The organism is Pseudovibrio ascidiaceicola (assembly GCF_900114245.1).
Classification (GTDB): Bacteria; Pseudomonadota; Alphaproteobacteria; order Rhizobiales; family Stappiaceae; genus Pseudovibrio; species Pseudovibrio ascidiaceicola.
Genome location: NZ_FOSK01000002.1, coordinates 428,360 through 445,607, shown reverse-complemented (window position 1 = coordinate 445,607; position 17,248 = coordinate 428,360). Strand labels below are relative to the sequence as shown.

General features: G+C 52.2%; 16 protein-coding genes. 4 read left to right on the top strand and 12 right to left on the bottom strand.

Annotation, left to right across the window (positions count from 1 at the left end; all coding sequences use genetic code 11):
- Window positions 1-75: 75 nt before the first annotated feature.
- Window positions 76-996: an SDR family NAD(P)-dependent oxidoreductase gene (locus BM231_RS06255; RefSeq protein WP_093517695.1), complete on the bottom strand. Its 921-nt coding sequence runs from the start codon at window positions 994-996 to the stop codon at window positions 76-78.
- A complete protein-coding gene (locus BM231_RS06250) occupies window positions 993-2,375 on the bottom strand; it encodes a flavin-containing monooxygenase (protein WP_093517693.1) in 1,383 nt (460 codons plus the stop codon). The genes BM231_RS06255 and BM231_RS06250 overlap by 4 nt, the downstream gene beginning before the upstream one ends.
- Window positions 2,376-2,522: 147 nt before the next feature.
- Here BM231_RS06250 and BM231_RS06245 point away from each other — a divergent pair, with 147 nt between their 5' ends.
- The 3 genes from BM231_RS06245 (at window position 2,523) to BM231_RS06235 (ending at window position 5,559) form a co-directional block, all read left to right on the top strand.
- Window positions 2,523-3,587 carry an AraC family transcriptional regulator gene (locus BM231_RS06245; RefSeq protein WP_093517691.1) on the top strand — a complete coding sequence of 355 codons (1,065 nt, stop codon included), beginning with the start codon at window positions 2,523-2,525 and terminating at the stop codon, window positions 3,585-3,587.
- A gap of 319 nt (window positions 3,588-3,906) precedes the next feature.
- A complete protein-coding gene (panB, locus tag BM231_RS06240; protein WP_093517689.1) occupies window positions 3,907-4,713 on the top strand; it encodes a 3-methyl-2-oxobutanoate hydroxymethyltransferase in 807 nt (268 codons plus the stop codon).
- 150 nt (window positions 4,714-4,863) lie between these two features.
- Complete coding sequence (locus BM231_RS06235; RefSeq protein WP_093517687.1) at window positions 4,864-5,559, top strand: cysteine hydrolase family protein; 696 nt, start codon at window positions 4,864-4,866, stop codon at window positions 5,557-5,559.
- On the opposite strand, the gene BM231_RS06230 is transcribed toward BM231_RS06235, so the two are convergent.
- The 10 genes from BM231_RS06230 to BM231_RS06190 all read right to left on the bottom strand — a co-directional run bounded on the left by BM231_RS06230 (window position 5,556) and on the right by BM231_RS06190 (window position 15,263).
- Window positions 5,556-6,374: a phosphodiesterase gene (locus tag BM231_RS06230; protein ID WP_093517685.1), complete on the bottom strand. Its 819-nt coding sequence runs from the start codon at window positions 6,372-6,374 to the stop codon at window positions 5,556-5,558. The two genes, BM231_RS06235 and BM231_RS06230, sit on opposite strands and share 4 nt — an antisense overlap.
- 458 nt (window positions 6,375-6,832) lie before the next feature.
- Window positions 6,833-6,964 carry a DUF2474 family protein gene (locus tag BM231_RS26805; protein WP_099049684.1) on the bottom strand — a complete coding sequence of 44 codons (132 nt, stop codon included), beginning with the start codon at window positions 6,962-6,964 and terminating at the stop codon, window positions 6,833-6,835.
- Window positions 6,964-7,971 (bottom strand): cytochrome d ubiquinol oxidase subunit II, encoded by a 1,008-nt coding sequence (cydB, locus tag BM231_RS06225; protein WP_093517673.1) that lies wholly within the window; start codon window positions 7,969-7,971, stop codon window positions 6,964-6,966. The genes BM231_RS26805 and cydB overlap by 1 nt, the downstream gene beginning before the upstream one ends.
- On the bottom strand, window positions 7,961-9,370 hold the full coding sequence (locus BM231_RS06220; protein WP_093517671.1) for a cytochrome ubiquinol oxidase subunit I: 1,410 nt from the start codon (window positions 9,368-9,370) through the stop codon (window positions 7,961-7,963). Before BM231_RS06220 ends, cydB begins: the two co-directional genes overlap by 11 nt.
- A 251-nt stretch (window positions 9,371-9,621) precedes the next feature.
- Window positions 9,622-9,993, bottom strand: coding sequence for a DUF805 domain-containing protein (locus BM231_RS06215; protein WP_063295399.1), 372 nt, complete (start codon window positions 9,991-9,993; stop codon window positions 9,622-9,624).
- 94 nt (window positions 9,994-10,087) lie between these two features.
- On the bottom strand, window positions 10,088-10,468 hold the full coding sequence (locus BM231_RS06210; RefSeq protein WP_093517669.1) for a DUF805 domain-containing protein: 381 nt from the start codon (window positions 10,466-10,468) through the stop codon (window positions 10,088-10,090).
- 189 nt (window positions 10,469-10,657) lie between these two features.
- Window positions 10,658-10,891 carry a FeoC-like transcriptional regulator gene (locus BM231_RS06205; protein ID WP_093517667.1) on the bottom strand — a complete coding sequence of 78 codons (234 nt, stop codon included), beginning with the start codon at window positions 10,889-10,891 and terminating at the stop codon, window positions 10,658-10,660.
- 1 nt (window position 10,892) lies between these two features.
- Window positions 10,893-13,235, bottom strand: a complete 2,343-nt coding sequence (gene feoB, locus BM231_RS06200) for a ferrous iron transport protein B (RefSeq protein WP_093517665.1) — start codon at window positions 13,233-13,235, stop codon at window positions 10,893-10,895.
- Complete coding sequence (locus tag BM231_RS06195; protein ID WP_063295402.1) at window positions 13,232-13,552, bottom strand: FeoA family protein; 321 nt, start codon at window positions 13,550-13,552, stop codon at window positions 13,232-13,234. Before BM231_RS06195 ends, feoB begins: the two co-directional genes overlap by 4 nt.
- A 142-nt stretch (window positions 13,553-13,694) precedes the next feature.
- Complete coding sequence (locus BM231_RS06190; RefSeq protein ID WP_208860124.1) at window positions 13,695-15,263, bottom strand: bifunctional aminoglycoside phosphotransferase/ATP-binding protein; 1,569 nt, start codon at window positions 15,261-15,263, stop codon at window positions 13,695-13,697.
- 299 nt (window positions 15,264-15,562) lie between these two features.
- Here BM231_RS06190 and BM231_RS06185 point away from each other — a divergent pair, with 299 nt between their 5' ends.
- Window positions 15,563-17,236, top strand: a complete 1,674-nt coding sequence (locus BM231_RS06185; RefSeq protein WP_093517661.1) for a thiamine pyrophosphate-binding protein — start codon at window positions 15,563-15,565, stop codon at window positions 17,234-17,236.
- The last annotated feature ends 12 nt before the right edge of the window (window positions 17,237-17,248 follow it).

Here is a 17,248-nt window from a genome sequence, read left to right as displayed (position 1 = left end):
TAAGTTATGTGATTGGCGTTTTGTCTTAAAGGACTGAGCGTCTTGCATTCATTCTTAGCGGTATGTCGTTGGCACTCAGCTTTTCTCCAGCTCTTGCTCCATTTCAGGTTTGTCCAGATACAGCCGTTGCCGTTGATAAAGCTTGCCGTCAACTTCCACCAGCAATCCTTGCCTGCGCAGCGAGGCCACATATTTTGCCATGCCCCGTCGGCCTTTCTTCTCAAAGAACGGCAAAATGCGCGGCATCATATTGGGCAGCACCATGGCCAGTCGTGTCAGCCAGGAGTCACTGGCTTTTGGGTAACGCTCCAGGCATGGCTTTTCCAGATGCTTCACGAACTGATCAGCCACCACGCTCGGCGACTGCGGCTCATCAATGAAGTTGAGCACGCTGCCACCTTCCAACGCTTCCTGACGCAACATGTAGGTGTCCGTGGCTGTCGGTAAAACGCAGCTCACCTTGATGCCGTGCAAGTCTTCATCCAGTGCAAAGGAAAGCATGGCACCGCGTAGGCCAAACTTGGTCGCCGCATAAATCGGGGTTTCCCGAAGTGGCTGGATGCCGCCAAGCGAAGTGGTCGTGATGATGCGTGGATCATCACCTTTCAGCAGATAAGGCACCGCCAATCGGCTCAAGACCAACGGGGAGATCATGTTGATGGTGATCTCTTCTTCAATGCTTTCTGGTGTGCGTTCATGAAACCGATCCACTTTGGTGATCGCCATGTTGTTGATCAGCACATCCAAAACACCAAAGTTCTCCTCCACCTCGCGTAAAAGTCGGGTCATCTCCTCGCGTTGTGTCAAATCTCCTTCGAACACATGCACTCGCAAACTGTCCAGTTGCGCCTGGAGCTCCCGCGCGGCGCGGCCGTTCTTGTCTGCCAGAACAAGATTCATCCCTCGCTCGTGCAGGCGTTTGGCGATGTGCCCGGCGATGTCACCCCCACCACCGGTTATCACCGCCGTGCGCCCGTGAAAACGATAGGTGCTCATGCAGCAACCTCCGCTTTCTTTGCGCTCGACGAACCCTTTGGCTTGGGCGCAGCGCGCTTGAAGCGAATATCCTCAGGGAAGGTCCAGCCCATCCGCTTGTAAAGCTTCTTCACATACTTGGTGTGCGCTGTGGCATCACAATATCCCGCATGACGGTCCGTCTTCAAAAAGTGGATGCCACCAGAAAGATCCGGTGTTTCACTCCGAATAATCGCGTGCATCTGGCTGGCGCGAGATGGATTATCTTGCTGGTCTTTCAGATAGTTGGCGACCAGTCCGGCCATGTAGTCAAACCGCTTGTAGGCACCGGAGTTGGTCTCAATATAGCTGATGCCAAACAGGTTCTTGTGCTCGCGAGAAGCTGCCTGAATGAACATCTTGGGCCGTCCGCCCTCATAGCTGAAATATTCACCAGCAAAGTCCAGATGCTGGTTGAAACCGGTCGCGCACAGGATCAGGTCAATCTCTTCCCGGCTGCCATCTTTAAACACCACGTCTGATCCATCCAGTCGCTCCACATCCGGCTTCACCGTCACATCCCCATGCTGCAGCGAATGCACCAGTTGAGTGTTGAGCAGAGGATGCGTCTCAAACAGCTTATGATCCGGCTTGGGAATGCCGAACCGTTGCAAAGTGCCGTTAAACATACGCAGCAACAGCGTGAAGAACGGCCGGATCATCCAGACGGGTAAGTTAGGACCACCATCAGCAAATACATCTGCTGGCATACCAAAAACATGCTTGGGTACGATGTAATAACCGCGCCGCATGGAAAGGAAGGCTTTCTCCCCCAAAACGCCTGCATCACAGGCAATATCGCAGCCAGAGTTGCCCGCTCCAATCACCAGAATTCGCTTACCGTCAAACTCGCGAATGTTCTTGTAAGTCTGGCTGTGGCGGATCTCGCCATCAAACGAACCTTGCAACTCCGGCATGTTGGCCTGCCATTGCGAGCCCGTCGCGCAGACCACGGCCTTATATTCGCGGCACTCCCCGTTAGACAGATGAACCTGCCAGCGGTCATTCTCGGTCTTGGTCAGCTTTTCTATCTTGGTAGAAAAGGTAATCTTCTCTTGCAACCCATAAGCCTCTGCGAAGTCATGCAGGTACTTCAGGATCTCGGTGTGCTTGGGATAGTCGGCAAAATGCTCCGGCATCGGGAAATCCGCAAAACCAGACAAGCTGCGAGAGCTGATAAAATGCGCACTCTCATAAATGGCCGTACCTTCGTGTTTGATGTCCCAGAGACCACCAACATCCGGGTTTGGGTCAAACTGATCCCATTCAATGCCGTTGTGTTGTAATGCGCGGGCCATCACAAGCCCTGCAGGGCCTGCACCAGCAATGCAGACCGCGTCACCCCTATCAATAATCTCCACCGTTCCCTCCCCGAACTGTGAAAATCTTACCCTACGGCAATAGGAGAGATGTTTAGAAGGACATATACGGACGTAGGGCGGACAATTTCGGTCATATCTTGCGGTCACTCCCGTGTTTCCGTTAGCATGGCTGCATTAGGAGAGGGCATGCATTCTGAAATCAACCAGTTGGCACCGCCAGAAATGGCACAGCATTCAAAGGTTCCACCACACCTGTTGCGCTATCTGTTACAGGAGCTGGAGCAGCGCGGCATCGTCGCAGAAAAGGTGCTGCCTCATACATTCCTTGGCCAGAACACTGACCCTTCGGTGTTTCTGTCTCACGAGGCCCGCCTGACTTATCAGCAAAGCCGCCTCATCATCCTCAAAGCACTGGCGTTGACGGGAGATGAAAGCCTCGGTCTTGCTGTCGGCCACCGTCAGTCCATCACCTCTCTGGGGCTTGTCAGCCTTGGTGTTATGGCAAGTGCAACGGGAAGAGCAGCGCTCGAGTTCGGCATCAAGTACCACCGCTTGACCGGGAGCATGCTGGAGATTGATTTAGTGCCAGCAGCCGACAATGCGCTCACAATGATTGCGCGCAGCCGGTTCCATGAGCCGGTCCTGCTCACATTCTTCGTGCAGGAACTGTTTGCCGCCATGGTGGGTGTTGTCCGCTTCACAACAGGAAGCAAGCAAGCCATCCAGCGTATTGAGATGATGCAGGCACAACCAGAGAAGAAAAGCCTCTATCAGGAGGCGCTCGGATCGTCTGTCAGCTTCGATGCCTCACGAAATGCAATATTTTTTGATGCTGAGCACCTGCAACGTCCGCTGGCAACCGCAGACAGGTTTGTTGTGCAGGAAGTTGAAACACTTCTGGCAGGTATGGTGCAGGAAGAAAGCAACCGTTTGGGCTTCCTTAAAACCGTGGAGGAAGAAGTCCGGCGTGGCCTGAAAAACAACCCATCCATCGAAGAAATCGCAGGCGGGTTCTCCATGAGTGAACGCAGTTTTCGGCGCAAACTAGCCGCTTTTCAGATCTCCTTCCGCGATATACTCTCGCAGATCCGCCAGTCGCAAGCCATGGAACTGCTCTTATGGTCGCGCCTCTCATCTGAGCAGATTGCAGCAGAGCTTGGCTACTCGGATCCGAGGGTGTTTCGAAGGGCATTTAAGCAATGGACAGGTGAGACACCAAGCCAGTTTAGAAAGTCCGCAATTCAACTGTGAATGGTACATACCGCACCAAAAGTCCCATTGGGTATCTCAACGTTATTTTATATTCTCCGAAAATTCCTTATAAAGGCGCAGGAAGCACATGTTGCACTGCGCAATTCCGAAAGACAAAGAGTGGCTTTCGGTGAGGTCGCGCAAAGACATAAGTCTGAAAGCACAGGCACAAATCGAAACCCAATAATAATAAGCGTACTCCGATTTGGGGATGAACAGGCTGGCAATGAGTGCGCGGGATAACAAAGAATGAAGGCAGTTGGATTGCTCCAGACAAAGGGCCAGCTGCTTTGGATGAACGAAACGGGCACCTAAAACAATGTCTCATACATCTGCAACGCGGCGGAAAACCATTAAAGACATCATGAAGGCAAAAGGTCATCACAAGCTGGTCTGCCTTACTGCCTACACTGCGCCAATCGCACAGATGCTGGATGAGCACTGCGATCTGCTGCTGGTGGGAGATAGCGTCGGTATGGTGCTCCACGGCTTGCCAGACACGACAGCTGTCACGCTGGATATGATGATCATGCACGGCAAAGCCGTTATGCGTGGCTCTCAAAATGCGCTTGTTGTCGTTGATATGCCTTTCGGCTCCTTTGAAGAAAGCCCACAAGCCGCATATCGCAACGCATTGCGCGTGATGCAGGAAACCGGCTGTCAGGCAGTCAAGCTGGAGTATAACTCCGCTGCACCTGAAACCATCCGCTTTCTCGTAGATCGCGGTATTCCCGTGGTGGCTCACATCGGTCTGCGTCCGCAGTACCTGCATGTGGAAGGCGGCTACAAGGTTGCTGGCAAAAGCGAAGAAAGCCGCAAAGAGCAGCTGGAATGCGCACGTCAGGTGGCCGATGCTGGCGCATTCTGCGTTGTGGTTGAAGGCACCAAAGACGAAGTCGCCCGCGAAATCTCTGACAGCGTGCCAATCCCGACCATTGGTATCGGTGCTTCCGTTGATTGTGACGGCCAGATTCTCGTCACCGATGATATGCTCGGCATGTTCGACAAGACCCCAAAGTTCGTGCGCAAATACGCTGAGTTGAAGTCTCAGATCGAGCAGGGCGTGAAGTCATTTGCAAACGATGTTCGCCGCGAGCAATTCCCGGCTGAGAATGAAACCTATTAGACGAGATAGGAACCGTCGGGATCCATAGACACCAGTAAAACTGCTGGATGATCTTGGCGGTTCAGCTCCCTAAAATTTGGAAATGTCAGCCCCCCTCAACAGCATGATATGGTGTGGGGACTGGCATGACTTGGCTTGGGGGAGCGAACGATGCTTATTCTGGTTTTAGGAGCTTTACTTTGCGTGGCAGCCCTTGCTGCCTATACCTTTTGGGGTGTCTTCAACATTCAAACACCAACCAACGGCCCGTCAATCATGTTTGAAGGCCGCCGAGGCACTGCGTTGTTGGTGATTGATGTTCAAAGTGACTTCACCAAGGAAACAAGCTCTCGGAAATGGGAGCCAGACTACCTGCAGGCCCGCATCAACTACATAAATGCGTTGGGTGAGTTGGCACGGGATAAAGGCTGGTCCGTCATCTCCATTCGTCATGTATATAAGGGATGGTACACCAACTTGTTGGTCCGGCTCCTTGGAGGAGGCTTGGGGGCAAAAGGCTCTGATGGCCTTCAGATGGATCCACGCCTTACTACTGAGCCGGATCTGGATCTCGTAAAATCAAAGAGCGATGCTTTTGGTGAGCAAACGCTCTCCGAGTTCCTAAAAAATCACGAAGTTGACCACCTGATTGTGACAGGTCTGGATGGCAATGCCTGCGTCAAGAACACAACAATCGGTGCGCTTAACAGAGGATACCGCGTCGAACTCTGCGACCCCGCCATTCTCGCCCAAAATCAGAACGCATGGAAACTGCAGAAGGAGGCACTGCAGGAAATGGGCGCCGCCGTCTCATGGGATATTGTTGAGAATGAAGCTGATCTTATAACAGAGAAAGACCCAGCTTAATCAATCAGTTTGCCATCCTTATCAAAGAATGGGTGTTGACCACCAAAGTCGCCGATAAAGCTTAGATGGTTGATCAGTTCTCCCTCACTCCAGCGGAAGATACGCACCGCTGGTGGGTCCATAACAAAGCCAGGTTCCCCGTGTGGATCCAGATCAAGCGTCACCTGATGACCAGAGGCAGGGCAGATGCTCACCGGAATGTCGTTCTTGAAGACCTCGATCGCCCGGTGCACATGGCCACAAGCGATCTGTCGGATTTGCGATTGCCCTGTAACAAGAGGCCAGAAATCCTTATCAGCGCGCATCAGCATGATGTTATCCATGTGCTGAATACCAGTCTTGAAAGGCGGGTGATGCATGAATACCAAAGTCGGCTGATCTTTGTGGGCTTGCAGCTCATCGCGCAACCATGCTTGCTTCTCAGCATCAAAATGGCCGTCATGCTTGCCCGGAATGGTCGTATCCAATCCGATAATGCGCAGACCTTCCTTCTCGATGGAAAACTGAAGCGCACCCTCGGATGTTAGGTAGTCATGATCTGCAAACGCATCGCGCATTGCATCCCGATGGTCGTGGTTGCCGGGGATCACATAAAACGGCATTTCCAGCTGATCAATCTCTTGCCGGAACAGCTCATACTCATTCGCATTGCCCAAATCCACCAAATCACCGCTGATCACCACAAAATCCAGTCGCGGATGGAACGCGTTCAGATGCGCAACGGCCTGACGCAAATGAGAGAGTGTATCAACACAGTTATAGGCGAACTTTCCGCCAGCCTTGATGTGAATGTCGGTAAGCTGCGCGAAGATCATGTGTGGTACCCCAAAAATAGGCTGCAAGTCAGAAGAACTCAAAGAGACGAATAAGCCTGCATCAGCGGAAATTGCGCTGCTGACTAATCTTAATTACCTCAAACAACAAGTGAACTTTTCATGACACGAGCATGGTTGCAAGGCGTTAGTCTGAACAATCATAAGACGTGATCAGGCGAAGAGCGCAGCATGGCCACAAAACTCTCACATATTAGCGTCTGCTTGATTTACTCATTTTCGCCAGTTTTAGGCAATAAAATCGCCAAACTGCGGGTTTTGACGCATTGAAAGGATTCTTAAAACATATCACAGTACACCCCTGAAATATGAGAGGCGAATTTTCTGGAGATATTCGGCTCAGAACAGTTTCGAGCCGTAGCGGAGGAGGAACCGCGAGCGGTTCATTGGGAGAAGGGCGTGCTATGGGGATAGCACGCCCTTATTTTTATCTAGGTCTGTTAAATGATCAGACTTCTCAAGGCGTAAGAGACCACTGCGATGGAGGCAACGCCTGCCACCCAAAGGGCAGCAAACCAAAGCAATCGCTTCCATAAAGGTTGGTCAACTTCTCCGGCTTTATCGAGGCTCATCAATGATACCCTTCCGTTGATTTGATCTTGCCACGGAACACGTAGTACGCGTAGGCCGTATAAGCGAGGATCATCGGGATGAGGATGACCGCTCCCACAAGCAGGAACTTCAGACTGCTGTCCGGCGCGGCAGCTTCCCAGAGGGTGTAAACATTTGGCACCACATACGGGAAGATGTTGATCCCAAGTCCCACATAGGTCAGCAGGAAGATCACCAGTGATGCGAGGAACGGTGTGTAATCCGCATCGCTCATCAAAGCCCGCCACAGCACCAGCGTGGTGACCGCAACAAGAAGCGGAACCGGGAAGGTGTATAGCAGATACGGGAAGCTGAACCACTTCTCCATAATGTTCTCATTGATGAACGGCATCCACATACTGACGAGCAGAAGGAAGCCAATCAAAACAAGAGCGGCATATTTTGAGACGCGGCGGAAATGCGCTTGCGGCACACCTTCCAGCTTCATCACCAGCCATGTGGCCCCCAGCAGGGCATAACCGGAGATCACAGCAAAACCTGTCATGACAGAAAATGGCGTCAGCCAATCCCACCAACCGCCGGCATAAGTGCGGTCAACCACATCAATGCCTTGCACAAGCGTGCCAAGCACCAATCCCTGACAGAACGCTGCAACGATGGACCCTGCGAAGAAGGAAATATCCCAGAATGGCCTGCGCTCAACAGATGATTTAAAGCGGAACTCAAAGGCAACGCCTCTGAAGATCAGCCCGATCAACATGCCGATAATCGGGGCGTAGACCGCAGGCATGATGACCGAATAGGCCAGCGGAAACACGGCAAACAAACCACCGCCACCAAGGACAAGCCAGGTTTCGTTCCCGTCCCAGACAGGTGCAACACTGTTCATCATCAATGTGCGTTCATCAGCGTCTTTGGTGGTCGGGTACAAGATCCCGATACCAAGATCGAAGCCGTCCAAAATCACATAGGCGAAGATCGCGACTGCAATGAGAAAACCCCAAATGAGCGGATAATCAAGAATCATGGGAACGATCTCCCTCATGTGGTTGCAGGGCCTGTGCAGGAGTGATGCCAGCGGTTCTGACAGGTACACCTTCCTCAACACCCTGGCTTGCATCCGGAGATTTAGCCATGGACCGGAAGATGTAGAAGATACCAACGCCAAAGACGATACAGTACACCGCTACAAAGATGACCAGAGATGCCCAGACAGCTGGTGCTTCAACGGGGGATACGGATTCCGACGTCCTGAGCAGCCCGTACACAGTGTAAGGTTGGCGGCCAACTTCCGTTGTTGTCCAACCAGCTATGACGGCTATGAAACCAGCTGGCCCCATAACGATGGAAGCTCGCTGAAGCCATTCACTCTCATAAAGCCGCCCACGCATGCGAGACCAAAGCCCCCATACACCAACCAGCAACATCAAGACACCAATACCAACCATGATGCGGAAAGACACAAATACGATAGCTGCCGGTGGCCAATCTTCCCGTGGGAATTCATTCAGTCCGGGAACAACACCATCAAGGCTGTGGGTCAAAATGATGCTGGAAAGATAAGGGATCTCAATCTTGTACTTTGTTTCTCCAGCTTCCGTATCCGGCCACCCAAAGAGGATAAGCGGGGCAGGGCCTTGAGAATCAAAATGCCCCTCCATAGCAGCAACCTTGGCAGGCTGATGCTCCAGAGTGTTGAGGCCGTGATAGTCCCCCGCAAGCATCTGGATTGGGGTGACAACAATCATCATCCACATTGCCATGGAGAACATCACCTGTGCTGCCGCATTAAAGCGGTTCTTCAGCAAATGATAGGCACCCACGGCACCAACCACAAAGGCTGTGGTCAGGTAAGCTGCCAGCACCATGTGTACGAGTCGGTAAGGGAAGGAGGGGTTGAAGATAATCGCCCACCAATCCGCAGGCACGAACTGGCCAACGTCATTCATGGCGTAGCCTGCTGGCGTCTGCATCCAGCTGTTTACGGAAAGAATCCAGAAAGCGGAAAGGGCGGTGCCAATGGCAACAACCACAGTGGCGAAGAAGTGAAGCTTCTTGCCTACGCGGTTCATACCAAACAACATGATGCCGAGGAAACCTGCTTCCAGGAAGAACGCAGTGAGCACCTCATACCCCATGAGCGGCCCAATGACCGATCCGGTTTTGTCTGCAAAGGCAGACCAGTTGGTGCCAAATTGATACGCCATGACGATGCCGGAAACGACACCCATGGCAAAAGATAGTGCAAAGATTACGATCCAGAACTTGAAGACACGCAAGTATACATCGCGACCTGTCCATAGCCATAAGCCTTCAAGCACGGCAAGAAAACTCGCCAAACCTATAGTAAAGGCAGGGAAAATGATATGGAACGCGATTGTAAAAGCAAATTGGAATCGAGCCAGATCAACTGCTAAACTGTCCATGTGACCACCTGTCGATGGGATGTGCTGATTTTAAATCATGGATTTACCTAGCGGAACACTATTAATAATTATGTTTTTTCCGCGATCCATGACCAGTGCACCCCAAAAGATAGGGCACTTGTCTTTGCTGTAGTAACCGTTTCCTTGAAAAAGTGAGTTGCATTGGGAGCTATGCGCTATGCAAAGTGTCGCATAATTTCTGCTTATGCCCGATCCGACACGGCACTATCCAGTTTGTATTAATTCTAATTCTAATATTTCGTTTTGCCATGGAATGAGGGCTGCACAAACCAGTAAAGCAGCAGCAAACCACCTAGAATCGGTATGAAAGCGATCAGCAACCAAAAGCCAGATCGATTGATGTCATGCAGCCGCCGCACGGCCACAGCCAGATTGGGCAGGAAGAGCGCAATGCTCAAAATGGAGCTCAACGGGGCCCCATCCTGCACACTGCCTGCAGGCAATCCCAGAGTAGGGGCGATCACAAAATTATCGATTAGGTGAGACGCAACCATCACGATGAAAACGAACAGTGCCCACCACCAGTATTCAGATCGTGGTGCGCGGCCCGTGAACTGCACATACTTCTTGAAACAAGTTCTGATGGCTCGTTCAAAGGTCATCGCGTCCTCATATTGTTGCTCTGCTGCGCGCGCAGCCTGAATGCCAGAATGCCAAGGAACACAAACTGGCGGCAATCACTGAGATGTTGCGGGATCACTGATAACGGGCAATCACAACTTCTCGGGATGGCAGGACGTGAAGATAGAGTAAGAACACCCAGCCTATGATTGGCAAGAGCCAGAGAAACAACCAAAACCCGGAATAGTTCACATCATGAAGGCGCCGAACGCCCACGGCTAATCCCGGCAGGAGCAATATAGCTGAGACGATCAAACCTATTGGCTGCGTAGTGTGCTGATTGCTCTCAGGAATTTGCTGAAAAAGACTTTCAAGGATCAAACCGTCAACACCAGCTGCGAGCATGCTCATAATGACGCTGAAGAGGACCCACCACCAGAACTCAGAGCGGGATGCGCGACCATAGAAGTGAGCATACTTCTTGAAACAGGTTCTGACAGCTTGGTTAAAGGTCATCGCATCCTCACGTAAATTGCCAAATCTATGATGGTCCGAAGGTCAGAATGCCAAGCAAAGTGTTTCAACTGCAATTACTGAGATGCAAGGGGCCTGTGACTGTGGTTCAATTGAAAGCCCAAATGCAAAACAGGAGAGCAAAGAACCGGTCTTTACTCTCCTGTTTGTGTTTATTTGCTTAAGCAGAGCTTATTGTTTGAGCTGATACTGAACCGTCGGCGCAAAGCTGCATCCCCCACAGGAGCTTGCACAGCTGCTGGAGGTGGAGCTTGAGGAGCATCCCACTTCCTCAATGCGCCCCAATGCTTTGAGTTGGGAGACCATCGCCATGGCAAAGTCACTTGGGATGTTCATATCCTGAGCGATCTCACCAACGGTGGCGCCGCCGCGCTTTGCCAAAACACCTTCGATCTGTTGCAACATCTTATTCTGCTGCCTCCAATGCTGTCTGATGAGCAATGGTGCTCTCTGCTTTCTGGCGCATGAAGACCAGCACACTAGCAATCGCGGCCAGGAGTCCAATGATCCAGAGCGCGGAAGATGTTGGGTGACGGGCGAAGGTACCAATCTGGTAAGCCAGAGAAGCACCGGAGTAAGCCAGCAAGGTGGTCCAACCTGCAGCAAACAGAGCCCAGTTGCGACCAACCTCACGCCAGATGGTGGCTAGAGCCGCAGTGCAGGGAATGTAAAGCAGCACAGCAACCATGTAGGCGAATGCACCAACCTTGCCGTCAAAGTGCGCTGCAAGCGCGGTGAACAAGCCAACCTCAACCTCTTGCTCTTCTGCAGCCACGTTAAAGCTGGAGGTATCACCAATGTCGATGCCAAGCGGATCAAGCATCTGCGAAGTTAAATCCACAATGCTGGTCGTGAAGGTATTGATGGCCTCTTGTGCGGTTTCCAGTGGTGCAGGAGCTCCACCTTCTTCGTCAGTGGTGACGTAGAGTGTCTGCAAGGTGCCAACCACAGCTTCCTTCGCAAAGATGCCAGTGACCAGACCGACTGTGGCTGGCCAGTCATCTTCACTCAGGCCCATAGGAGCGAAGATTGGTGTCACTTGCTTGGAGACCACTGCCAGGACAGAGTTGCCATTGGCTTCGTTGCCAACGTTTCCTTTGAAGTCCACAGAGTTCAGGATAGTCAGAACCGCCACCACAGTGACAATGATCTTTCCGGCACCAAACAGGAAGATCTTCAGGCGAGTCCAAACCAGCTTCATCACCTGCGCAAACTGCGGCATCTGATAGGTCGGCAGCTCGATAGCAAGACTGGTGGATTGTCCTTTGTAAAAGGATTTAGACAGCGCCCAGCCTGTAAAGATAGCAACACCAACGCCCAGCAGATAAAGCGCGAACACAATGTTCTGGCCGTTGACTGGGAAGAACGCGGCAGCAAACAGCGCATAAACCGGCAGACGTGCACCGCAGGACATGAACGGCGCCATCATGGATGTCACCACCCGCTCGCGCTCAGTCTCCAACGTACGGGTCGCGACAACAGCTGGTACAGTGCAACCAAAGCCCAGAATGAGCGGCAGGAAAGCACGACCAGGCAATCCGATCCGGCGCATCAGGCCATCGGCAACCACCGCTGCACGGGCCATATAACCGCTCTGTTCAAGGAAAATCTGACAGAGGAAAAGCAAACCGACGATAGGGGCGAACGTACCGACAGTTTGTAAACCTCCGCCAAGCGCTGTGATCAGCATTTCCAGTGCACCACCTTCAAGCCCAACTGCATAAAGCAGGCTCAACGGCGCCTGAATAAACAAGGCGTCTCCCAATCCATCAAACAGATCGATGAAGTAGGAGGAAACATTAATCGCGATGAAGAACATCGCATACATCGCGCCAAGGAACACAAACGGGCCAGCCCACTTGGAAAGCACAAAGCGGTCAATCTTATCTGAGAAGCTGCGCACATCCTGTGGCTCAGGCAGTTCCATCAATTGCGCGAGGGAATAAGCACGGTTGAAGTAGCTCGTTGCCATCACCAGCTCAGTTGGATCTTGCAGGCGAAGCTCACATCTTTTGGAAACGGCTTGCGCCTTCTCCAGCACAGCAGCAGGCACCATCTCGCGTGCCAGCTTGTCACCTTCCATCAATCGATGCGCCAATGGCATGGATTGGAAGGAAAGCTCAGGCGCAAGCTGTGCAATCTCATCAGCCAGTTCCTTCACTGGCTCAATCAGATCAAACGGATCTGTCAGCAAACGGGAAAGGACATCTGGTGAGCGAACCGCCGTCGACAACTCATCACGCAAACCAGCCAAGGAATGCTCGTCGTGCACGGAAGTTGCGATCACCGGCATAGCGAGCGCAGCTGAAAGACGATCAGCAGCTGACTGCAAAACACCGGCAGGCCAAAGATCTGCTTTGGTCATCACTGCAACGATTGGCACATCAAATGCGAGGGCCTGTAGCAAAATAGCGAGTGACCGCTCAAGCGCAATCGGATCAAGCACAACGGCCAGTGCAGCCGGGCGATCAGACAAAAGCGCCTGACGGGTTATACGCTCGTCAATGCGGTCATCTTCAGGAGAGGAAAGTGTTGCAACGCCGGGCAGGTCCAGCAGGGCGAGCGTAGAGGTCTGAGTCTGGCAAATGCCAGTTTTGCGATCAACAGTAACACCCGGCCAATTGCCGATAACCTGACTGCGACCAGTCAGCTTGTTAAACAGACTGGATTTGCCGGAGTTGGCTGTTCCTAGCAAATGAACTTGGGGTTTGTCTTCACAGCGACAAGAGCCAGTGTCGTGGCAGCTCATTGGCTAACCTCTTCCACCAAAATGGTGTCAGCCAGATCAACGCCAACTGCGACCCGCTGAGAGCCGATGGAAAGGATACGTGCCCGCTTGCCGCTACCTTCAAAAATAGAAAGTGGACGGTCACTCGTCAGGCCAAGAGATCGCAACTTCAGGGCATCTGCCCGGTTTCGCCCAAGGCGAACAACTTTCAATTCAACACCTGCACGCGCTTCTGTCAGCGGCTTGGCCTGTACTGGTGGAACGAATGTTTCGCGGTAAGGCGCGAAGACTTCTTTATGGGGTGCTTGCTCGAATGTTTCTCTGGCTAGCAAAGACATCAACGTCTCCAAAATCTTATTTCTTGAAGACATAAAACTGCAATTGCGAATGACTTGCAATGACGGCAATCAAACAAAAAGGGAAGATTCCCGCATAATAGAGTGCTGCTATCACTTTGGAATTATTATAAAAAATGGAATATTACTGTAATTGAGACAGTCCTGTCACTCTACGCGCTTGTTCTAAAACAGCTTCTTTGGATTTAGCGCTATCCAGCCTAACCCAGTGGATCTCGCCCAGGTCGTAACTTTGCTGCATCCGCACCACCTCAGAGTCTGCATCTGATGCGTCGCCGTGTCGCGCATCAACACGGTTGATAAGCGTCTCCACATCAGCTTCCAGCCAGATCCCCTGAAATTCAGCACCCGTCTTCGCGGCAAGTTGCTCAACTGAGTCTCTCTCTGTCGGTTTGCTATAAACTCCATCGATAATGACGGAGTGCCCGGCTGCCAACACCACTTCAGCCCGATGCAGCAACTCAGCATAGACCTTATTAGAAAACTCTGGTGTGTATGTCTCTTTACCAGCAGTCTCCACCTCACCGATCTCCAGCATCTCCTTACGCAAAACATCCGTACGCAGATGCACAGCTCCCGGCATGCGCCCAAGTAAGGGGGCCAGCCCTTGAGCAAGCGTGGTTTTACCAGTGCCGGAAAGGCCACCAACCACACAAAGAACAGGTGGTGTTGGTTCAAGCGCTCTTTGGCAAATCTTGAAATACTCTTGTGCCTGATACTCGGTCTTCCGCCGTGTTTCACCCTCTTGGTGCAATGACGCCGCTGCCCCGATCTTGGCGCGGATCGCAGCTCGCATCATCAGGTAGAACCTTAATACGCGGAGGTCTTCCAGATGCTTCGGCTGTCGCGCCAGTTGGAGATAGGTGTTCAACACGATATTCGCTGCTTCGGGCTCTTTTCGCTCACATAAGTCTAGTAGTAAAAAGGCGAGATCATAAAGAACATCTCCCGTCGCGATCGCATCATCAAACTCAACCGCATCAAAAAGAAGCGGCTTCCCGTCATGCATAACGATATTGGCCAGGTGGGCATCACCATGATTGAGACGCACAAGCCCCAACTCGCCGCGGTCCCGGATCATGCCTTCGATATGTTGGTGCTCTTTGCGGGCAGCTTCGTCCAGCGCTAACACTTGATCACCGGGAAAAAACTGCGGGAACTCTTGGAATGCAACAAGGTTTTGGTCGGTGTAATTGAGCAGATCATCAATCCACGGCTGGGCTTCCCGCAGTGTTGTTCGGCTATGGGCATCTACCATCAGTTTCGCTAAGTCTACCGCCAGCTCTCTGCTGATACCCTTTTCCTCAGCAACTCTGTCCAGCCCGAGATGTTCGTTAAAGCGGTTCATATGGACCACCCACTCAACGACAGCGCCATGACCGGCCAGCTCTAAAGAACCATCCCGCTCCAATGTGATGGGCAGGGTACTGCGGTAGATCTGAGGGGCGTACTGACTGTTGAGTTTGATCTCGGCTTCACAAGCTGTCTTCCGCTTCTCCAGCGTGGAATAGTCAAGGAACGGAAACTTCACATCCCGCTTCATCTTGTAGGCGTCATTCCCAACCAGAAAGGCAATATTCGCATGGGTGTCGATGCGTTTGACCTCTTGCCCTCGGTGCGCTTCGGGAGAGGTGAAAAAGCTGATGATGTCGCTTTGGGTCAGAGTATCCACGTCAAAACTGTCAGCGGTCATGGGTCCATCCATCAAAACTACGCGAAAGCAAACTCTCTGGAGGTGTTGTGCACCTTCAGGCTGCAATTGCCAATCTATCAATCGGGCTTAAGAGGTATTCTAGGGCCATAGATTTATTGTGAAAGTGAAAAACAGGGGTAACTCAACAAACTACTCAATCTGTCATGCAGGCTTCATCATTTACACTGTGTTTTGCCCAGTTCATTCCATCTAGGAATAATAAAGAGAAATACTGCAGATTTTCACGAGAGCATAAACCGCGTATCTTCCCTTCAATTGAATTAGGACTGGAGTGAGGGATGAGCCAGACAATGCGGACCGGTGGTCAGTTAATCGTGGATGCGCTGGAAGATCAGGGCGCCGAGCGTGTCTTCTGTGTGCCGGGTGAGAGCTATCTTGCTGTTCTGGATGCGCTGTATGATGCCTCCGTTCCCATAACCCTGTGCCGTCAGGAAGGCGGCGCGGCCATGATGGCAGAAGCTTGGGGTAAAATGACCGGTAAGCCGGGCATCTGTATGGTGACACGCGGCCCAGGCGCAACCAACGCGTCTGCTGGCGTTCACATTGCGCAGCAGGATTCCACGCCGATGATCCTATTTGTTGGCCAGATCGCCCGTGATATGCGCGAGCGGGATGCCTTTCAGGAAGTCAACTACCGTCAGATGTTTGGCAGCATCGCCAAATGGGTTGCTGAGATTGATCAAGCTGATCGCATCCCGGAAATGATCTCGCGCGCTTACCATGTCGCAACATCAGGCCGTCCCGGTCCCGTCGTTTTGGCCTTGCCAGAAGATATGCTGATAGAGCTGGCAGAGGCACAACGTGTTCCGGCTATGCGCCCAATTGAGACTTATCCGTCCAATCATCAGATGGAAGAGTTTAAACAACTGCTGGAAGGGGCCGAGCGTCCATTCTTCATTCTCGGCGGTTCCCGCTGGTCAGAAGAGACCTGTGACACCTTTAAGGCTTTTGCTGAAAAGACTGATTTGCCGGTTGGCGTATCGTTCCGCCGCCAAATGCTCTTTGACAACGGCCATACCTGCTACGCTGGTGATGTGGGCATCGGCATCAACCCGAAGCTCAAAGCTCGCATAGAGAACTCAGATCTCATTGTCCTGCTCGGCGATATCCTCTCCGAGATGCCAAGCCAGTCTTATTCCATGCTGAACATTCCAGTACCGGCACAAAAGGTCGTTCACATCCATCCGGGTGCAGAGGAACTTGGGCGCATGTACCTGCCAACGCTGGGCATCAACGCCAGCCCTGCTGGTTTCTGCGAAGCTCTGGCAGAGTTAGACATAAAGCAGAAAACTGGCTGGAAAGCCCAGGTTGAAGAAGCGCATGCTGATTATCTGGCATGGTCAGGTGCTCGCCCAACTGTGACGGGTGATCTGCAAATGGCTGAAGTGATGGAGTGGATAGAGAACAACCTCGACGACACCACCATCTTCACCAATGGTGCAGGCAATTACGCAACATGGGTGCACCGCTTCCATCGCTTCCGCAAATATAACACGCAGCTGGCTCCAACCTCCGGCTCAATGGGCTACGGCCTGCCAGCTGCTGTTGCAGCAAAGCTGAAATTCCCAGAGCGTGATGTGGTTTGTTTTGCGGGTGACGGATGTCTGCAGATGACCATTCAGGAGCTGGGCACCGCTGCTCAAGATGGTGCGAACATCATTGTGGTCGTTGTCGACAACGGCATCTACGGCACAATCCGCATGCATCAGGAACGCGAGTATCCAGGTCGCATCAGTGCAACCACGCTGCACAATCCAAACTTCGCTGATGTTGCAAAAGCCTATGGCTTCCACTCAAGCACAGTGAAAACGGCTGATGAGTTCGGTCCCGCCTTTGAAGCAGCAAAAGCAAGCGGCAAGCCAGCTCTGTTGCATCTGCATCTGGACCCAGAAGCGATCACGCCAATCCGTTCGCTGTCGCAGATCCGCGAAGCCTCTATGGCGACCAGTTAATCTGAAAATATC

Coding starts and splice junctions, on each gene's coding strand:
- BM231_RS06255 (WP_093517695.1), bottom strand. CDS start 996: ATGAGCACCTATCGTTTTCACGGGCGCACGGCGGTGATAACCGGTGGT.
- BM231_RS06245 (WP_093517691.1), top strand. CDS start 2,523: ATGCATTCTGAAATCAACCAGTTGGCACCGCCAGAAATGGCACAGCAT.
- panB (WP_093517689.1), top strand. CDS start 3,907: ATGTCTCATACATCTGCAACGCGGCGGAAAACCATTAAAGACATCATG.
- BM231_RS06235 (WP_093517687.1), top strand. CDS start 4,864: ATGCTTATTCTGGTTTTAGGAGCTTTACTTTGCGTGGCAGCCCTTGCT.
- BM231_RS06230 (WP_093517685.1), bottom strand. CDS start 6,374: ATGATCTTCGCGCAGCTTACCGACATTCACATCAAGGCTGGCGGAAAG.
- BM231_RS26805 (WP_099049684.1), bottom strand. CDS start 6,964: ATGAGCCTCGATAAAGCCGGAGAAGTTGACCAACCTTTATGGAAGCGA.
- cydB (WP_093517673.1), bottom strand. CDS start 7,971: ATGATTCTTGATTATCCGCTCATTTGGGGTTTTCTCATTGCAGTCGCG.
- BM231_RS06220 (WP_093517671.1), bottom strand. CDS start 9,370: ATGGACAGTTTAGCAGTTGATCTGGCTCGATTCCAATTTGCTTTTACA.
- BM231_RS06215 (WP_063295399.1), bottom strand. CDS start 9,993: ATGACCTTTGAACGAGCCATCAGAACTTGTTTCAAGAAGTATGTGCAG.
- BM231_RS06210 (WP_093517669.1), bottom strand. CDS start 10,468: ATGACCTTTAACCAAGCTGTCAGAACCTGTTTCAAGAAGTATGCTCAC.
- BM231_RS06205 (WP_093517667.1), bottom strand. CDS start 10,891: ATGTTGCAACAGATCGAAGGTGTTTTGGCAAAGCGCGGCGGCGCCACC.
- feoB (WP_093517665.1), bottom strand. CDS start 13,235: ATGAGCTGCCACGACACTGGCTCTTGTCGCTGTGAAGACAAACCCCAA.
- BM231_RS06195 (WP_063295402.1), bottom strand. CDS start 13,552: ATGTCTTTGCTAGCCAGAGAAACATTCGAGCAAGCACCCCATAAAGAA.
- BM231_RS06190 (WP_208860124.1), bottom strand. CDS start 15,263: ATGACCGCTGACAGTTTTGACGTGGATACTCTGACCCAAAGCGACATC.
- BM231_RS06185 (WP_093517661.1), top strand. CDS start 15,563: ATGAGCCAGACAATGCGGACCGGTGGTCAGTTAATCGTGGATGCGCTG.